The 17,154-nt window shown below is 61.0% G+C and carries 13 protein-coding genes; 4 read left to right on the top strand and 9 right to left on the bottom strand.

Going from position 1 to position 17,154, the window contains the following annotated elements:
- Positions 1-209: 209 nt before the first annotated feature.
- On the top strand, positions 210-1,088 hold the full coding sequence (proC, locus tag K349_RS0105350) for a pyrroline-5-carboxylate reductase (protein ID WP_026368811.1): 879 nt from the start codon (positions 210-212) through the stop codon (positions 1,086-1,088).
- 42 nt (positions 1,089-1,130) lie between these two features.
- On the opposite strand, the gene K349_RS0105345 is transcribed toward proC, so the two are convergent.
- Positions 1,131-2,141, bottom strand: a complete 1,011-nt coding sequence (locus K349_RS0105345; protein WP_026368810.1) for a cation diffusion facilitator family transporter — start codon at positions 2,139-2,141, stop codon at positions 1,131-1,133.
- Between the two features lie 302 nt (positions 2,142-2,443).
- Between K349_RS0105345 and K349_RS0105340 the strand changes: the two genes are divergently transcribed.
- Positions 2,444-4,105 (top strand): lectin like domain-containing protein, encoded by a 1,662-nt coding sequence (locus K349_RS0105340; RefSeq protein ID WP_026368809.1) that lies wholly within the window; start codon positions 2,444-2,446, stop codon positions 4,103-4,105.
- 128 nt (positions 4,106-4,233) lie between these two features.
- On the opposite strand, the gene K349_RS0105335 is transcribed toward K349_RS0105340, so the two are convergent.
- Complete coding sequence (locus K349_RS0105335) at positions 4,234-5,661, bottom strand: aminotransferase-like domain-containing protein (protein ID WP_026368808.1); 1,428 nt, start codon at positions 5,659-5,661, stop codon at positions 4,234-4,236.
- A gap of 369 nt (positions 5,662-6,030) precedes the next feature.
- Here K349_RS0105335 and K349_RS0105325 point away from each other — a divergent pair, with 369 nt between their 5' ends.
- A complete protein-coding gene (locus K349_RS0105325) occupies positions 6,031-7,209 on the top strand; it encodes an aminotransferase-like domain-containing protein (protein ID WP_034264939.1) in 1,179 nt (392 codons plus the stop codon).
- A 98-nt stretch (positions 7,210-7,307) separates the two neighbouring features.
- Here K349_RS0105325 and K349_RS0105320 read toward each other — a convergent pair whose 3' ends face one another.
- The 4 genes from K349_RS0105320 to K349_RS0105305 all read right to left on the bottom strand — a co-directional run bounded on the left by K349_RS0105320 (position 7,308) and on the right by K349_RS0105305 (position 12,358).
- Entirely contained in the window at positions 7,308-8,462 is a 1,155-nt protein-coding gene (locus K349_RS0105320) for an ABC transporter substrate-binding protein (protein ID WP_338022298.1), read from the bottom strand.
- A 144-nt stretch (positions 8,463-8,606) separates the two neighbouring features.
- Positions 8,607-9,134: an L-2-amino-thiazoline-4-carboxylic acid hydrolase gene (locus K349_RS0105315; RefSeq protein WP_026368805.1), complete on the bottom strand. Its 528-nt coding sequence runs from the start codon at positions 9,132-9,134 to the stop codon at positions 8,607-8,609.
- Between the two features lie 157 nt (positions 9,135-9,291).
- Positions 9,292-10,938 carry an amidohydrolase gene (locus K349_RS0105310; RefSeq protein ID WP_026368804.1) on the bottom strand — a complete coding sequence of 549 codons (1,647 nt, stop codon included), beginning with the start codon at positions 10,936-10,938 and terminating at the stop codon, positions 9,292-9,294.
- Positions 10,939-11,197: 259 nt separating this feature from the next.
- Positions 11,198-12,358, bottom strand: a complete 1,161-nt coding sequence (locus tag K349_RS0105305; protein ID WP_026368803.1) for an ABC transporter substrate-binding protein — start codon at positions 12,356-12,358, stop codon at positions 11,198-11,200.
- 404 nt (positions 12,359-12,762) lie between these two features.
- On the opposite strand from K349_RS0105305, the gene K349_RS0105300 reads away from it, so the two are divergent.
- Positions 12,763-13,968, top strand: coding sequence for a M20 family metallopeptidase (locus K349_RS0105300; RefSeq protein WP_026368802.1), 1,206 nt, complete (start codon positions 12,763-12,765; stop codon positions 13,966-13,968).
- A gap of 123 nt (positions 13,969-14,091) precedes the next feature.
- On the opposite strand, the gene K349_RS0105295 is transcribed toward K349_RS0105300, so the two are convergent.
- The 3 genes from K349_RS0105295 to K349_RS17815 are packed head-to-tail and all read right to left on the bottom strand — an operon-like array spanning position 14,092 to position 17,145.
- Positions 14,092-14,433 (bottom strand): LysE family translocator, encoded by a 342-nt coding sequence (locus tag K349_RS0105295; RefSeq protein WP_051464203.1) that lies wholly within the window; start codon positions 14,431-14,433, stop codon positions 14,092-14,094.
- 1 nt (position 14,434) lies between these two features.
- A complete protein-coding gene (locus K349_RS0105290) occupies positions 14,435-15,142 on the bottom strand; it encodes a response regulator transcription factor (RefSeq protein ID WP_026368800.1) in 708 nt (235 codons plus the stop codon).
- Positions 15,139-17,145, bottom strand: coding sequence for a sensor histidine kinase (locus K349_RS17815; protein WP_026368799.1), 2,007 nt, complete (start codon positions 17,143-17,145; stop codon positions 15,139-15,141). The genes K349_RS0105290 and K349_RS17815 overlap by 4 nt, the downstream gene beginning before the upstream one ends.
- Positions 17,146-17,154 lie beyond the last annotated feature (9 nt).

Genomic DNA, 17,154 nt, shown 5'->3' with positions numbered 1-17,154 from the left:
GATGAACAATGAACGTTTCCGCACATTTTCAAAAGCGCGGTGACATTTTTGCACCATGCCCGGACACCCCGCCGGATATGCAATATCCACGACATTCCCCTTCTCTCGGAGTGCTATACTTCCGCAATATCGACACGCCAACGCCCCGGAGGAGCTCGGGCTGCAAACGTCCGTCGCTCCTCCGGGGAATCGTCTTCGGAGGGATGGGCATGGAACGGTTTCGAAACAGAAAGATCGCAGTCATCGGAGCGGGCGTCATCGGAGGTGCCATCACCGAGGCATTGCTCCCCTACTGCACGGTTACGGCCACGCGAAGGAAAGTAGACAGGCTGGAGAGATTGCGGCAAAAGGGCGCGGAAATCACTCCGAACAATCTGAGTGCGGCGGAGAAAGCCGATCTGGTCATCCTGGCCGTCAAGCCGGGCCAGGTGATCCCCGTGCTTCGGAACATCGCTCCGGCCTGTGCGGGAAAACTCGTGGTCTCCTTCGCCGCGGCCGTCACGCTCGAACTCATGAAAAAGGCGACGTCGGAAGCGAGATTGATGCGGGCCATGACCAACACCGCCGTGCTCGTGCGACGGGGATACACGGTCTTCTGCCGTGACGACCGAACGACGGAGGAGGACATGACGCTCGCCCGGGCGGCCTTCGCATGTCTGGGTGAATGCGAACAGGTGGACGAACAGTTCCTGGACGTACTCACCGCCATGTCGGGATCCGGGCCAGCCTATATCTACACCGTGGTGGAATCCATGATCAACGGTGCCCTCCGGGTCGGACTTCCCCGGGACATTGCACTCCGCGCCGCAGCGCATACCGCCATCGGCGCGTCACAGCTCCTCCTCGCATCGGGGAAACACCCTGCAGAACTGCGCGACCAGGTCACGACGCCGGGAGGCGTCACCATCGAGGGATTGTACGAACTGGAGGAAAGCCGTATCCGAACGGCATTCATGAAGGCCGTGGCCGCAGCTTCCTCCAGGGCAAAGGACATTGCGGCGGAAGTGCGCTCCGCAGCGGAACGTGAAATCGAGAGAGGCGGGAACCACGCCGAAAACCAGGCGGGAAACATGCCATCCGTGAAGTGACAGCTCGCTTTTTTCGCGATCCGAACCGGGGGCTATGTCGAACTACGTCCCCTTCGACGGGACGGATTCTCTTTCCTGCGGTTCGGGCTCCACATGAAGGTTCACGAGGCTCGCCTCTCCCAACATGCGGCGGAGGCGAACCTCGATTTCTTCGGTGACGTCGTGGGCTTCCACGATGGAAAGATGCCGCCCTACAAGAACATGAGCCTCCAGGGCCACGTAGGAGCCGAGACGCCGCGTGCGCAGGGCGTGGCAATCGGTCACGAGAGGGGTATTGCGGATCACGTTGGTGATGCGCGTCTCCAGTTCGTTGTCCAGAGAGCCGTCCGTCAGTTCGTGGAGGCTCTCCCGAAGAATGGGCAGCGATGCTCGGACGACGAAGACGCTCACGACCAGCGCCGCCAGGGGATCGAGCAAGCGCCATTGCTCTCCGAGAAAAAAGGCGCCGCCGATGCCCACCAGGGTTCCCACGGAGGAAAGAGCGTCCGAGCGATGATCCCAGGCCTTCGCCACGAGCACGCTGCTGTCGAGGCGGCGCCCCCAGAGAAGTGTGTAGCGGTAGAGCCACTCCTTGGACACGACGGACAGAACGGCCGCGAACAGCGCAATGCCTCCCGGAGCGGCCGGAAGCACACCCCGGCGGATTTCGAGGAGCCGCACTGCGGCGGTCCAGAAAATGCCCACACCCACAAGAGCCAGAAAGGCACCGCAAAGCAGGGCGAGAACGGTCTCGATCCTTCCGTGACCGAAATCGTGTCCTTCGTCCTCGGGCCTCTGCACGAAGCGAAACCCGAGCACCACAACCACATCCGTGAGAAGATCCGAGAGGGAATGCGTCGCGTCGGCAATCATGGCGGCGCTTCGTCCCACATACCCGGCAAGATATTTGAACAGAGTGAGAAAGAGATTCAACAGGAGCCCCTGGGTACCGATCCGCGACGCTGTCCGGGCACGCCGCACGAGAAGTTCCTCCCGATTCGGGGCGTTCCGGAGGGATTCCCGCCCGGCGTCTTCGGCTTCCCCCGAAAATGCCGCATGGTCTTTCGTTTTCATGTACCACTCCACCACCTCATGCTGTAGATGTCCATTCCGGAGCAGGGAGCGAGGTCGTCCATATGCTCATTATACGCGCTTTGGGATATTCCCCGGAGGGGAATTCGTTCCTGAGAACGAGGTCGTCCATGTGCTCATTATCCTCTGCGGAATTTCCCGTCCCGGAGTTTCCCCGTCTCTCTCCGCAGCCGAAACAGCCCCGCCGGGTAGCCTCGGGATAACTTATTTCTCCCCCTTGCACAAAGAGCGCACAGAACGTAAGCTCCAGAAACACCCACCTCATCCAAGGAGCGTGACCGCCCATGCGAAACCGGATTGGAGCATCTCTGTTGCTTTTCTCGTTCCTCACCCTTCTTATGTTCCCGACCCAGCCATCCTTCGCAGAGACGCCGTTTCGCTTCGCCCCCCAAAATCCGGCCTTTCTGAAATGGCAAGCGGCGGGAGAAACAGAAACGCTTGCCACACGGACGGCAGGCGAGCACGGAAAGGGGTATGTCCCCTCGCCGGTGAACCTGCGCCACATCACGACCCTCTCCGAAACGGCCCTGGACCTCCGTGTAAAAAGTCTCCCCGCCAGCTACGACCTGCGGAACGTGGGAGGAACGAGCTACGTGACCGCCGTGCGCGACCAGGGCGCCTACGGTACCTGCTGGGCCTTCGCGGCCCTTGGCTCCGTGGAGTCCAATCTGCTCAAAAACGGCGAAGCAACGCTGGACCTCTCCGAGCGACACCACTCCTGGTTCGGATATTCCGACGAGGACACCGGTACCGTCACCCTCCCAGCTTTCACCTGCGATGCCCCCTGCGATCCCTACAACATGGGAGGTGATTCGTGGAGATCCGTCGCGCTCGTCGCCCGCGGAACCGGCCCCGTCCTGGAGAGCGACGACCCTTATTCGGGACTGCCCGGTGCGGCCACGAGCCGCGCTCCCCGGGTTCGCGTGCGGGACGCACTCTATCTGCCGATCCGGAACGGATCAAGCTACAATATAGCCAGAATGAAGCAGGCTCTCATGACCTACGGCGCACTTTCCGTGGCGGTGTACATGGCCACCGCAGATCCCGATTCCTGGAACAGCGTCACCAACGCCCTCTATGTTGCCTCGGGCGGATCCGAAGATCTGGATCACCAGGTATTGGTGGTGGGCTGGGACGACGCCTTCCCCAAAGAAAATTTCGGTCGAAATACCCCCGCCTCCGATGGGGCCTGGCTCATCAAGAACAGTTGGGGAAGTGCCTGGGGCAACGCGGGGTACTTCTGGCTCTCCTATGAAGACGCTCCCCTGAACACCTCCGAGGTGGTGGCCTATGTCTCGGAACCGGCCACCCATGACATAACCATCTATCAGTACGATCCCCTCGGATGGGTAGGCCAGCTCTTCTCTCCCGGCTTTTCCACGGCGTGGTTCGCCAACATCTTCACCGCCACATCCTCCGAACCGATCAGGGAAGTTGCCTTCTACACCGACGTTCCGAACACAACCTACGAGATCGACCTCTACACCGGAGTCATGGCCGACGACCCCGTCTCCGGAACAAGGGTTTCAGAAGCACATACCGCAGGTACTCTTGCTGTCCCCGGCTATCGCACGATTCCCCTCGCTCACCCCATCTCCCTTGCGGCGGGAGAGAAATTTTCTGTCGTGGTAAAACTTGCCACTCCCGGTTGCGACACGCTCATCCCCGTGGAATATTCCGTTGCAGGATACTCCGACAAGGCCACCGCCCAACCAGGACAAAGCTTTGTCAGCACCACCGGCACCGGCGGCGACTGGGATGATCTCACCACGATCAGCGGAAACGCAAACGTGTGCCTCAAGGCCTTTGCCGGGACGGGAAGCACCACACCGACGCTCACGCCGGGCCCGGGCGGATCCGGAGGCGGAGGATGCGTTCTCGGAGGGGAAACCGCGGGCGCGCTGCTGCTCGCCCTTCCGCTCCTTCTCCTCTTCCGGCGACGCTGACCGCCACAGAACCCACGCCGGGGGGAAGAGTGCATACGCCACCGCTCTCCCCGGCGTGATTTCCGGAAAAACCGCGCTACACCACACTGGAAAATGAACGCGACAACGCGACTCCTCCCGAAAGGCACTCACGCTTTCGCGAACGTGTGGGCGATACCCCCGAGAACACGCACTCCCTCGTCGAACTCCTCGCTCCAGAAATGCCCGCAGTTCAGACGGATGTATCTCCGGTACGCATCGGTGGTGGAACAGATCAGGCCCGGGAGAATGGCGATGCGGGACTCGAGCGCCCGCCTGTAGAGTTCGAGGGAATCGCCGCCGGGAGGAAGTTCCACCCAGAGGAGAGCGCCTCCCTGGGGCGCCGAAAGACGCGTTCCCTCGGGAAAATGCCGCTCCACACCGCGCCTCGCGAGATCGATGGAGCGGCGGAAGGTGTTCCGCAGATGCCGCAGGTGCCGCTCGAAGGTAGGCTCCTTCTCGAGCACCGACGCCACTACCCGCTGATGCAGGCTTCCCGTCCCCACGCTTGCGTTGAGCTTGAACCGCGCCACCTTCTCGGAAAAACGCCCCGCCGCTGCCCACCCCAGACGCATTCCCGCGGCGAGCGTCTTGGAGAAGGTCGAACAGGAAAGGACCAAGCCTCTGCGGTCGAAGGCCCGAAGCATGCGCGGACGCTCCTCTCCGTAGGCCAGCTCTCCGTAGGTATCGTCCTCAATGACGGGAATGTCACGACGGGTGAGAATTTCCACCAGAGCTTCCTTGTCCTCATTCTTCATGATGAAGCCCTGTGGATTGTTCACATTCGGCACAACCAGACAGGCCGCGACCTTTCGTTGCGCCAGAACGGCTTCGACCTGGGCAGGATCAAGCCCCCGGTCAGGGCGGGCGGGCACTTCCAGGGCAAAGAGTCCCAAATCCTCCATGATCTGCAGAAAACCGTGATAGGCCGGACTCTCCACGAGCACCGCATCTCCCGGTTGCGTCACGGCCCGAAGACAGAGGGAAACCGCCTCCGTCGCGCCATTGGTGATGACAATTTCCTCCGGAGACAAAAATCCGGCCCGTCCCAGGCATCTCCGAGCAATGCGGCGCCGCAACTCCGGATAGCCCTTGGGGTGTTCGTATCCCACGACGGAATCCATCTCCTGGCGCAAGACCTCTCGCGTGAGGCGTGCGAGAAAAGCCCTGGGCATCAATTCCGGCGACGGGGACGCCCCTCCGAGGGGAAGAATGGAGGGCGTCGCCGCCGCTTCCACCACCGCTGCGGCGAGAGCGCTCCGCGTGGGGTGAAGGGGATCGGGAACACCACGGAACGTCTCGGGCAACGGAAGCGAAGGACGCCCTCCTTCCACGACGAACCCCGACCGGGGACGGGAAACGACCAGTCCGCGCCGCTCCAGTTCCAGATACGCCTGATAGACCGTAGCCAATCCGAAGCCGGTCCGGCGGCGCAGTTCCCGTAAAGAGGGAAGCCGGTCTCCCACGGCGAATTCGCCGCCCCGGATCCGTGCTGCCAATTCCTCCGCCACGCCCATGTAGAGGAAATTCTTCTCCATCCGCTGCCTCCGTTCCACCGGAAGGTCCCGTCCTTTTCATCCGAGAGCCCCATCCTGTGCCCTGTCACGTCACAGTCGAAACGACACCTCTTTTTCCTGTCGCGGAAGGCGTGCGATTGTTTTCCGGAAAAGACGGGAAGATATCCCTTCTTTCGCATCTCCTCCGGAGAAAAGCTCTCCTTCTGTTTTGTCCTTTCCCAAAAAATCTGTATCTGTTATTTTCCGAGATTCCCACTATGCTGTCAATTTAAGAAGAGTTTTTTCTCTGCAAAGAGCTTTCACGGACAATTTCACAGACAAGAGGGAACTCCGCGGAAAGGAATTTTACGGATGCAAAAAGAGACAACGGAAAGGCGGGGAGATACGGACATGATTCATTTTGCACGCCGCATGAAACACATGAACAGATCGGAAATACGGGAGATCCTCAAGGTAACGGAGAATCCCGAGATCATCTCCTTCGCGGGAGGTCTTCCCGCTTCGGAAGCCTTCCCCGTGGAGGAACTCCGCGAAGCTGTGTCCATCGTTCTGGAAACCGCGGGAACGAAGGCGCTGCAGTACTCCCTCGCGGAAGGACTCCCCTCGCTGCGGCGAAAGATCGCCGAAAGATCCTGCGCACTCTGGAACGCAAACACCCGCATGGAGGATGTTCAGATCGTCAGCGGCTCCCAGCAGGCACTGGACTTTCTCGGGAAGATCTTCCTTGATGAGGGCGATGTGGTCCTCTGCGAGAACCCTACCTATCTCGCGGCACTCTCCGCCTTCCGGGCCTACGGCCCCCGCTTCGTCGACGTCGCCACCGACGACGAGGGGATGCTCCCGGACGATCTGGAGAAAAAGCTCGCCTCGGAAAAACAGGCACGGTTCATCTATGTCATTCCCGACTTTCAAAATCCCACGGGGCGTTCCTGGTCCCTGGAACGGCGCAGAGCCTTGACCGACCTGGCGGACCGTTTCGGTGTCCCCGTCGTGGAAGATAACCCCTATGGAGAACTCCGCTTCGAGGGAGAGTTTCTTCCCTCCCTCCGCGCTCTGGGCAATCCGGATCTCACGATCAGCCTCGGAACCTTCTCGAAAATTCTCGCTCCAGGATTACGGGTGGCGTGGCTCATCGCACCTCCCGCCATTCTGGAACAGATCATCCTCGCCAAGCAGGCGGCGGATCTCCAGCCCTCCACCATCAGCCAAATGCAGATCGACACCTACCTGGAGCGATTCGACGTGAACGCTCAGGTCGCCAGAATTCGGGCACTCTACAAAACCAGAAGAAACTGCATGGCCGAGGCGATCAGGGAAACCATGGGAAACGCCGCATCCTTCCCCTTTCCCCAAGGCGGCCTTTTTCTCTGGCTCCGCCTCGCCGAGGGAATCGACACAAAAGCGCTTCTCGCGGAGAGCATCTCCCGGAAAGTGGCCTACGTTCCCGGTGAACCCTTCCACGCCAACGGCGGCGGGAGCAACACCATGCGCCTCAATTTCTCCTACATGCCCGAGGATCGCATCCGGGAAGGCATCACCCGCCTGGCGGGGCTCGTCAAAGAACACTGACCCAAACGGCGAAAAAACGCACGCACGGCAAAAGGGGCGCCTTTTTCAGAAGGCGCCCCTTTTGCCGTGCGTGTCTTTAAAAAAGATCCGTCCCGGACTTAGAACTCGGACTGCGGCGCGTACATCTCGAGGAATTTCGCGGAGCCGTCCTTGAACTGCAAAATAGCCGCAGGCTTGTTGAGCGGATTGTGAGTCGCCTTGTCCACCGTGAGAGTGAAGTGGAAGAGCTTCAGGTCCTTCGTGTCTTCGATGGCATCCCGGACGGCCTCACCCTCCGCCTTGCCGGCGCGCTTGATGGCGTCGGCGATCCAGTAGATGATGTCGTAGGCCGCCACGGTGTTTACAACTTCCGTGGGCGCCGCACCGAAACGTTTCTCGAACTTTGCCTTCAGAGGCTCCAGCATGGGATCGTCGAAGCTGAGGTGGTAGACCCAATAGCTTCCCACCATGGCGTCGCCGGCGATCTCGTGCATGTTGGCACTGTAGCCGTCGCCACCGATGAAGATCGGCTTCCAGCCCAGTTCCGCGGCCTGCTTCATGATGAGGGCCATTTCCTTGTAGAGAAGGGGCATGGCCACGGCCTCGGCGCCGCTGTTCTTCATGTTCGTGAGCTGCGCACGGAAGTCCACGTCACCACCGCGGAAGGCTTCGTTCGCCGCCACCGTGCCGCCGAGTCCCTCGAAGGTCTTCACGAAATACTCGGAAAGCCCTTCCGAATAGTCACTGCCCACGTCGCGGATGATCGCGGCCTTCTTGACACCCAGCTTGTTGAAGAGATATTCCGCCATGACCTTGCCCTGATAGGGGTCGGTGAAGCAGATGCGGAAGGAATAAGGCCGTGCCTGTCCCGTCGCCGGGTCCACCGTGACGGCGGGATTCGTGGGGAAACTGCCGATCTGGGGAACCTTCGCCTCGGCAACGATGGGGTACGTGGCAATGTTGAGCCCACTGAAGTTCGTGCCGCCGATGGCGACCACCTTGTCCTCCTGGACAAGGCGCCGGGCCGCATTGATGGCATCCTCCGCACGAGCGCGGACATCGTAGACAATGAGTTCCAGGGGACGTCCGAGCACGCCGCCTGCGGCGTTGATCTCCTCGACGGCGAGAATGGCGCCGTCCCGCTCGTGAGTGCCCCACGTGGCGGCGTCACCCGTCAGGTTGGCCAGATACCCGATCTTGATGGGGTCCGCGGCGAAGGCCGCGGAGGCGAGAAGCAGAAGGCAGAAGGACAGGACAAGAATTTTCTTCATCATCAACATGGCACCTCCATTTTCCGAAAACACGCCGACGGGATCAGAAATCCCCCGGCCCGGCTGGAACGGACAACGTTTCAACGAACTGCACGCGCCCGTCTCGAGTGGCCTTCACCTCCTCCCCTACACCACAAAATTGCCGTATCATTTTGAAGAAGTTGAGGAGCGCCGGGTCACCACAACCCGGCAGACCTCCGCACCTTGCGCAAGCGTGCACTGGAGATCGAAGGCAAACGCGGGGAAGGCGTCGAGAATCCCCCGGTCCCCATCCATGGCGATATCGCAAAGATGCGCCGCATCCTCGGCGGAAACCTCCTGCTTGAGCCATGCCGAAAGGAGCGGACAATAGTGAAATTCCACGACAAACCGCTCCTCCGTGGATTCCTTGACGTCCATCTCGAAAATCTTCCGCACGTCCTCGTTCGCGAACTCCCGGGCGAACTGCACGAGCGAGTCCGTCGGAGAAAATTTATGTTCTCCATGAAAACGGCCGCAGCGAAAGATGGCGGCCCGGGCGAATTCGTCCCAGGAAAGTCCTTTTTTTCTGGCTTCGTCAAGCAGCAGGTAAAACCACGTGGCCCGATGCTCAATGGCATTGCGGAGATCCGTAGTGCCCTTTTCGGTGATGGTGAAACGGTTTTTGTCGCGCAGCGCCTCCACGGTTACGGACATGGAACGTTTCCTCCTTCGTGTTTCCGAGAACCCGGACACTCCGGGCCGCTCAGAGTTTTCGAATTATTCAGCGACCGTGGCGACGACGGATTATATTCTGTTAATTCAGTATAATCCATCCGCCCCCTTCGGTCAACGCCAGCAGGATGAGAAGAACTCAGGTTCTGCAGTAACGAACGACACCACCGCTCACCGTGAGATCCACGGCAAGATCCTTGATCATCTCGGGAGGCACCGTAAAGGGGTCCTCGTTCAGAATCACCGCATCCCCAAACATGCCGGGAAGGAGTTTGCCCTTCGTGTTCTCCTCGAAGGAGGCGAAGGCTCCTCCCGTGGTGACGAGTTCCAGTGCCTCCATCAGGGAAAGGCACTCCTGGGGCTGAAATCCTCCGGAGGGATCGCCGTTCCGGTCCTTTCGGGTCACTGCGGCGGCAAGACCCCAGAGGGGATTGAACGGCTCCACGGGAGCATCGCTGCCACCGGAGAGATGGACACCGCACTCCCTCATGGTTTTCCAGGCATTGTACCAACGGGCCCGCTCCGGCCCCAGCCTGGGGGCCGCCATGGGCCAGTCCGAGGCGGTGAAGACGGGCTGTATATCTCCCAACACACCCAGTCGGGCCATTCTCCGGAACAGGTCGGGATGTCCGCACTGCACGTGCACAATGCGGTGCCTCGCCTCCCGAGGAAGGGACGTCAGAATCTCTTCAAAGACATCGAGGCAGAGTTCGATGGTCCGGTCTCCGATGGCGTGAATCGCCACCTGCATGCCTGCCTCGTGGGCGAGGGAAACCAGCTCCGTCAGCTCCTCCCGGGAAAGAATAGGCACTCCGGATGTGGAGGGATCATCCACATAGGGAGCGCGAAGCGCCGCAGTCCGGCCTCCGAGAGATCCGTCGGCGAGGATTTTCACTGGACCGACGCGGAACCAGTCGTCCCCGTCTCCGGTACGAAGACCTTTTTCCAGAAAACCGGCGAGCGCATCTCGGCGAGGCAACAGACACTCCTCCCGAATCCGCAACCCAAGGCGCCCCGAATCGGCGAGCAGGCGATACGCCTCCAGAACACGCGCTCCTCTCCCCGCACCAAAGTCGTCGCTGTGCACAGTGGTGAGCCCTTGGGAAAGCGCCTCTGCGGCGCTCTTTTCGAGAATCCGGACCATCTCCTCCAGGGAAGGATCCGGAATGAACCGCTCCATCCACTCGAAGACCACTGCTTCCTGGAGAATACCCGAGGGCTCTCCCGCCTCGTTCTTCTCCACCACGCCACCGGGAACCGAGAGGTCCGCCGTGATGTGTGCCTCCCGAAGCGCCGCGGAATTGACCGCCGCCACGTGTCCGCAGGTGCGGGAGAAGAGGATGGGATGCGCCGGAGAAATGCGGTCCAGATCCTCTTTGGAGGGAAGACGCCTCTCCGCGAACAAATCCTGGTTCCAGCCTCTCCCGAAAAGCCACGTTCCCGGAGAGATCGGGTTCATCCGAAGATGGTCCTGGCCGCGACGGACCAGCTCCTCCACGGAACGGCAGCCGTTCAGGTCCACCTGCTCCCGGGAGAAGCCGTAGGCCAAGAGATGCATGTGGGTATCGCAAAAACCGGGAAGAACCGTTCTTTTCCGGAGATCCACCACCTCCGCCCCGGCCCCGGCGAGAAGCCGGATCTCCGACGATCCCCCAACGGCACGAACGCGCCCGCCCTCGAACAAAATCGCCTCCGCCTCCGGGAGATCCTCATCCATAGTGATCACTCGCCCGTTCACGAGGGCAAGTCTTTCCGCTGCGGCTTTTTTCGTCTCTTTCGCGTCCATCCTTCTGTCGTCCTCTTTTCTCCTTGCCTCCGCCACGGCTTCACATCGCCATGGTCCTTTCCAGCAGCAGGGATTCCGTCGAAAAACAGCTCCGCAGGCACCTCGTTTTTTTTCGGAGGCACCACAGAAACCTGCTCCATGATAGCCGCATCGGGAACGCATCACAACTGTTTTTGCCGAGCATGCTGCAGCGAATGGTGAAAAACCGGATAGCGCCTCCCGCGGCATAGTCGCGGGAGGCGCCGATCAAGGACGTCGCTCAGAACGTCACCTGAGGCTGCCAGGTCTCCACGTAGACCGGCTTGCCCTTGCGGAACTGGAGAATTGCCGCGGGCTTGTTGAGAGGATTGTGGGTCTTCGGGTCAAGGGTGAGGGTAAAATGCGCCAGCTTGAGATCCTTGGTGCTCTCCAGGGCGTCCCGCACCGCGGGGCCTTCGGCCTTGCCGGCGCGCTGGATCGCATCGGCGATCCAGTAAACGATGTCATAGGCGAAGACCACGTTGCCGATTTCCGTGGCGTCCTTGCCGTAGCGCTTCCGGTATTTCTCCAGAATGGGCTGGAGAACCGGATCGTCGTAGTCGAAGTGGGAGACCCACCAAGATCCTTCCATTGCGTCCCCGGCAATTTCGTACATGTTTGGACTGTAGCCGTCGCCGCCAATGAAAACGGGGTGAAAATCAAGCTCCGCCGCCTGCTTGATGGTGAGGGCCATTTCCTTGTAAAGATACGGCATGGCCAGTGCCTGGGGTGCCTTCGCCTTGATCTCCGTGAGCTGAGCGCGGAAGTCAACATCGCCGCCGCGGAATCCCCAGGAACCCACAACGGTTCCGCCCAATTTCTCGAAGGTCTCGATGAAATACTGCTTCATCCCTTCGGAATAGTCGCTGCCCACGTCACCGATGATGGCCGCCGTCTTGAGCCCGAGCTTCTGATACAGGTAGGAAGCCATGACCAACCCCTGGTAGGGATCGGTGAAGCAGATGCGGAAGCTGTAGGGCCAGGGTTCATTCGTGTCGGGGTTCACGGTCACCACGGGATTTGTGGTGGCACTGCCAATCATGGGAACCTGCGCCTCCTGGATGATGGGTCGGGCGGCAATGTTCAGAGAGCTGTAGTTCGTGCCGCCGATGGCGACGACCTTGTCCTGGGTCACGAGCCGACGCGCGGCATTGATGGCATCCTCCGCCCTTCCCTTCACGTCGTAGATGACGAGTTCCACCTTCCGCCCCAGAAGGCCGCCCGCGGCGTTGATCTCCTCCACCGCCATCACGGCGCCGTCTCGCTCGTGTTGGCCCCAGGTAGAACCCTCTCCCGTGAGTGTGGCGAGATAACCGATACGGATGGGTTCCTCCGCACCCCAGGCCACACAAGCACCGAGCAGAACGCTGATCACCGCAAGAACTCCAAGAACTCTTCTCATCGTTCTTCCTCCTTTGGATATGCCGCCCGAGAGCGGCCGATTCTCCTTCCTCCGGCATGCAGACCACCGACATACGAACCGTCCTTTTCCGTCTTGGGCCCAAACCCTTTCGAACGCCGCACCACCACCCTTGAACCCATCGGCTCGTCAAAGACGTGACCATCGCATAAAAAGGCACATTTCCTTCCGGCAAAAACCGTTGTTCAACCCGAAGCTGACGAGCATTCTATGAGACATGACATCATGATGTCAATTGGAACCGACATGCTGACACTTCGAAAAAAGATACGAAGACACCACCAAAGAACATGTTCAGCCGACGTCTTTGCGCTATGATGGACACGGTAAAATGCCGCCTGTATTTCTCCGCGGCGTATTCCACCACCGGGAGGTGCGTTCCTCCGATGAACGGTTCTCTTTTCTCCGACGCGGCCAGCCGCGCTCTCCTCGCGGAACTGGTGCGCATTCCAAGCCCCTTCTTCCGGGAAGAGGCGATCATGGACTTCACTTTCTCCTGGCTTCACGAACACGGCCTTCCCGCGGAAAAGCACCGTTACCACGTGAAGCCCATCTACGATTTTCACGGCGTCAACATCCTCGGAACGCTTGAAGGGGCTGAGGCAGGGCCTCGCATCGTCCTCAACGGTCACCTGGATTCGGTGGACCTCTGCGAGGGGTGGACCCGGGACCCCTACGGGGCGGAAATGGAAGGGAACCGCCTCTACGGACTGGGTGCACTGGACATGAAGGGAGGATGCGCCGCAATCCTTCTCGCCATGAAAGCCTTTGCGAAAACGGTGAGGCGCTTTCGCGGATCCGTGTGCTACACCCTTGTGAGCGACGAGGAAGGTCCCTTCGGCCTGGGAACGGATGCGTTGATCCGGGACGGTCTCCTGGAGGGTGCGGACGTGGCGGTGGTGACGGAGCCCTCCAGCGCTTTCGCCGGATGCGACTTTCCCGATCTGGGCCTCGGCGCCCGGGGGGGATGGAACTACACGGTCTCTCTCAAGGGACGCGCCGCCCATGGCGCAAATCCAGAACTGGGCATCAACGCCGTCGTCGAGGCCGCGAAGGTTTTGCTGGAGATCGAGAAAACACCCCTCGCCACCCACGAAAAACTCGGCCCCGGTTCGATCTGCCCCCTGGGCTTTTCCGGCGGCGGCGCACCGCTCTCCGTGCCGGACCAAGCGTCTTTTTCCGTTTTTCGCCATGTGATTCCCGGCGAGAACAAGGAGACGATCCTGCGGGAGGTCTCCGCCGCCATCGAACGGGCCGGACTCTCCGGAGATGTCTGCCTTGCCTTTCGGAACGCTCCCTACCCGGAATGCGACGGTTTTCTCCCCTATGTGGTGGACGAGGACAACCCCTGGACGTCGGCGTTCCGCAGGAGCATCGTCGCCGTCACGAAAAAGGAACCGAAGCCGACCTATTTCTCGAGCGTGGGAGATTTCAATTATCTCGGCACACGTCTCGGCATCCCAACGCTCGTCTTTGGCCCAAAAGGTGCCAACTACCACAGCCCCGATGAGTACGTGGAGATCGACACGGTGACGAAGACCGCGGAAGTACTGTACGACTTTCTGGTCTCCTCCCTCGGAGCGGAACGCTGAAATCTCGAAAAGCCCCTTCGCCCGTAAAGGGCGAGGGGGCTTTCGGTCACGTCGCAACAGCAGCTTGCTCCGTCAAGGTCAACTCCACGGATCGGCCGGGAGCGGAGTGGAGGCGCAAAGCCCTCATCCCTGACGGCGGTACAGGGCAAGCGATGCGGAGAGAATGAAGAACACGCCGCCGCAAAGGCGCTCCAGCCATGGAACTCCCCGGGGAGAACACATGCGGCTCGCCTGCCTGCCCAGGAAGGCGTATCCGAGCATCACCAGAAAGTCCACCACGCCGAAGACGGCGCCGAGCACAAGGTATTGCGGAGGCCAAGGCATCTCCACCACAACGAACTGAGGGAGCAGCGGAACGACCCCTTCGGATCCGAGGAGTCGAAGGCCAAGAAAGGCCACACCGGCCCATTTGATGACCTGAAAGAGAAACTCCGAGGCGGCGAGGAGCGCGTGAAGGTCGTTCATGTCAGGAACGGGAGAACCGGTATCCCGCCCCATGGACGGTGACGAGAAAGCGGGGTTCCGCGGGATCGTCCTCGATCTTCTGCCGCAGGCGCACCACATGCTGATCCACCGTGCGGGTGGTGACGTCGCAGGAAATGCCCCACACGTGATCGAGCAGGGTGGCGCGGTCGAGCACCCTGCCCTCGTGGACGAAGAGAAAACGCAGCAATGCCGCTTCCTTCGGCGTCAGCGGGAAGTGCACATTGCCTTTGATGCCGCACATGCCGTTGAAATCGATCCGCACGTCCCCGAAGGAAACCTCGGAGATCTCCGCTGCGCGTTCTCCCGATGCGGTCTTCGCGAGTGCCCCCCGACGCAGGGCCGACCGTACCCGAGCGAGCAGTTCCGAGATGCCGAAGGGTTTCACCACATAATCGTCAGCCCCCAGCTCCAGTCCGACCACCTTGTCCACTTCCTGCCCCTTGGCGGTGAGCATCACCACCGGAGTGACCCGGTCCTCTTTTCGAATGGAACGGCACACATCGTAGCCGCTCATGCGAGGGATCATGATGTCCAGAAGCACCAGGTCGGGGCAAAAGGAACGAAAGCGTTCGAGAGCGCCCACCCCGTCCCGGGCTCTCTCCACCTCGTACCCCTCGCTTCGCAGCAGATCAACGAGCCCCGTGCAGATCGCCGGATCGTCCTCCACCACCAGAATGCGCTCGTTCACGCCCCCGCTCCCTTCCGCGTCGCGTCATTCCCCGCTGGTATCCGCAGGGAAAAGACACTGCCGCCTCCGTCCCTCGGCCTGAAGGTCACGTCGCCGCCGTGTTTGCGGGCGATGTGCCGTGCGATGGAAAGCCCGAGCCCCGTTCCCCGCCGCGTGGAGGTCAGCGAATCGTCGCCCCGGTAGAATTCCTCGAAAATCCGCGCCGCCTGGGAGGGCGGCACGCCGACGCCCCGGTCCGCCACCTCCACCACTGCCTCGTCTCCTTCGGAGCATACGATGACCGTCACTTCGCGACAACCCTCGGAGTATTTCTCGGCGTTGGAGAGCAGGTTCATCAGCACCTGCCGCAACCCTTCCGCGTGTCCCTGAACGGGCAGCATCTCCGGCGCTTCCACCCGGAGCGAAAAACCATGCAGGATCAGATGGGGACGGAGCTGTTCCACCGTCTCCCGCACCAGCTCCGCCAGATTCAACCGTTCTTTGATACAGTCCGGGTTGTCCGCGTCACGTCGGGAAAAGGTGAGCACATTGTCCACCAACCTGGAAAGGCGCTCCGCCTCGGACACCATGGTACGGAGATAGTCGTCGCGCCGTGCCTCGTCGGGCTGGCGGTGTTGCAGCAGCATCTCCGCGAAAAGCCGGATCGAGGTGAGAGGTGTTTTCAGCTCATGGGAGACGTTGGCCACAAAGGTGGTTTTCTGCCGCGCCAGCCGCATCTCCGCGGAGAGTGTGCGGAGCACCACGGTCCCTCCCGTCGCGACGGTGACGAGGAGGACCGCCACGAGAAGCCAGACCGCGAGGTTCGTCGTCCGCGCCAGAGAAGCGATCATGCCGGGATCGACGAGCCAGGCCCCCACCTCCCAGCGGGGCAACAGGGACGAAATCTCCCGGGCCACGAAGGGTTTTTTCCACTCCAGCCCGCCCGCTCCGGGGGGAACGAAAAGGGGCTCTCCCGCCTCGTTCAGCACCGTGAGCACCCGCACGTCCGAAAGAATCTCCGGCAGCGCGGCGACGAAACGCTCCCGAAGAAGGTGCATGTTGAGCGTGCAGCCCGTCACGCCGTCCTTCTCTCGCCCCCGTGTCCAGAAGAGCAGTTCCAACCCTTCGTCGGAAAGACGGGGGAGGATGCCGCTCGGCCCTTCCCGCCGGAGATCGGCGAAGAGACGCCCCTGAACGACCGTCTTGGAACGAACCGGCGCTGCACGCTCCATGAAGAGCGCCGGAGCCTGCAGCGCCGCCTGGGGAAGAACATTTCTCTCCAGCATCTGAAACCCTTCCCGAACGGCCTTCTGGTAGGTCTCCTCCTCCACCGCCGCGTCGTTTTTCAGGAACCCCGACACCAGCTGTTGCACAAAACCTTTCGGAGCGACCATTTTTGCCCTCGGATCGGGAGCAAACGCCTCGAAAACGGGAGCTTCCGTCTTTCCGGCGGTGGACAGCGATTCCCTCGCCGGAGCCAGGAGAAATTCCGCCCCTTCGGTTTCCTCGTGGGCGGCGCTTTCCTGCCCTTTTCCTCCATCGTTCCTGCGCCCCGGCGTGTCGTACGGAAACGGGACGGCACCGGCGGAAACGCCGTCCCCATCCGAAACATCAGCCCGCATCTGTTTCCGGTACACGTCGGCAATGTCGTCGTAGACCGGCAGATTCGACCTCCCCTCCAGGAAAGGACCGAAGGTGGCGAGAAATGCAGCCCCTCCGTCACCCTCGGCATCGGAAATCGTGACGCGACCATCCTGCAGCAGAAAAGGTACGCTCACCAATGGTTCTTCTTTCTTCCAGCGGGCAAGGGCCGCCACGTCGGAATCAATCCGTTCCGCTTCGGCGGCGAGGTCCTCCATCACGACCTGGAGGACCTCGGCAATCCGGGCCGCAGCGTGGTTCACCTCGGCGAGCAGCGAGCCTTCGAAACGCCGTTCCACGAAAAGGGCCTCTCGGCTCGCCGCACGGAGGGCAAGCAGGCTCAATCCGACACTGGGCCCCAGTACGGCCAGTACAAACACCACCGCCAGAGA

The sequence above is a fragment of the Aminiphilus circumscriptus DSM 16581 genome, assembly GCF_000526375.1.
In the GTDB taxonomy this organism is placed as follows: Bacteria; Synergistota; Synergistia; order Synergistales; family Aminiphilaceae; genus Aminiphilus; species Aminiphilus circumscriptus.
Note: the sequence above shows the minus strand (reverse complement) of the source record. Positions and strands in the feature narration are given on the sequence as shown.

Bases quoted from the DNA above. Each gene is read 5' to 3' on its own strand.
- proC (WP_026368811.1), top strand. From the start codon at position 210: ATGGAACGGTTTCGAAACAGAAAGATCGCAGTCATCGGAGCGGGCGTC.
- K349_RS0105295 (WP_051464203.1), bottom strand. From the start codon at position 14,433: ATGAACGACCTTCACGCGCTCCTCGCCGCCTCGGAGTTTCTCTTTCAG.
- K349_RS0105300 (WP_026368802.1), top strand. From the start codon at position 12,763: ATGAACGGTTCTCTTTTCTCCGACGCGGCCAGCCGCGCTCTCCTCGCG.
- K349_RS0105315 (WP_026368805.1), bottom strand. From the start codon at position 9,134: ATGTCCGTAACCGTGGAGGCGCTGCGCGACAAAAACCGTTTCACCATC.
- K349_RS0105305 (WP_026368803.1), bottom strand. From the start codon at position 12,358: ATGAGAAGAGTTCTTGGAGTTCTTGCGGTGATCAGCGTTCTGCTCGGT.
- K349_RS0105340 (WP_026368809.1), top strand. From the start codon at position 2,444: ATGCGAAACCGGATTGGAGCATCTCTGTTGCTTTTCTCGTTCCTCACC.
- K349_RS0105335 (WP_026368808.1), bottom strand. From the start codon at position 5,661: ATGGAGAAGAATTTCCTCTACATGGGCGTGGCGGAGGAATTGGCAGCA.
- K349_RS0105320 (WP_338022298.1), bottom strand. From the start codon at position 8,462: ATGATGAAGAAAATTCTTGTCCTGTCCTTCTGCCTTCTGCTTCTCGCC.
- K349_RS0105325 (WP_034264939.1), top strand. From the start codon at position 6,031: ATGATTCATTTTGCACGCCGCATGAAACACATGAACAGATCGGAAATA.
- K349_RS0105310 (WP_026368804.1), bottom strand. From the start codon at position 10,938: ATGGACGCGAAAGAGACGAAAAAAGCCGCAGCGGAAAGACTTGCCCTC.
- K349_RS0105345 (WP_026368810.1), bottom strand. From the start codon at position 2,141: ATGAAAACGAAAGACCATGCGGCATTTTCGGGGGAAGCCGAAGACGCC.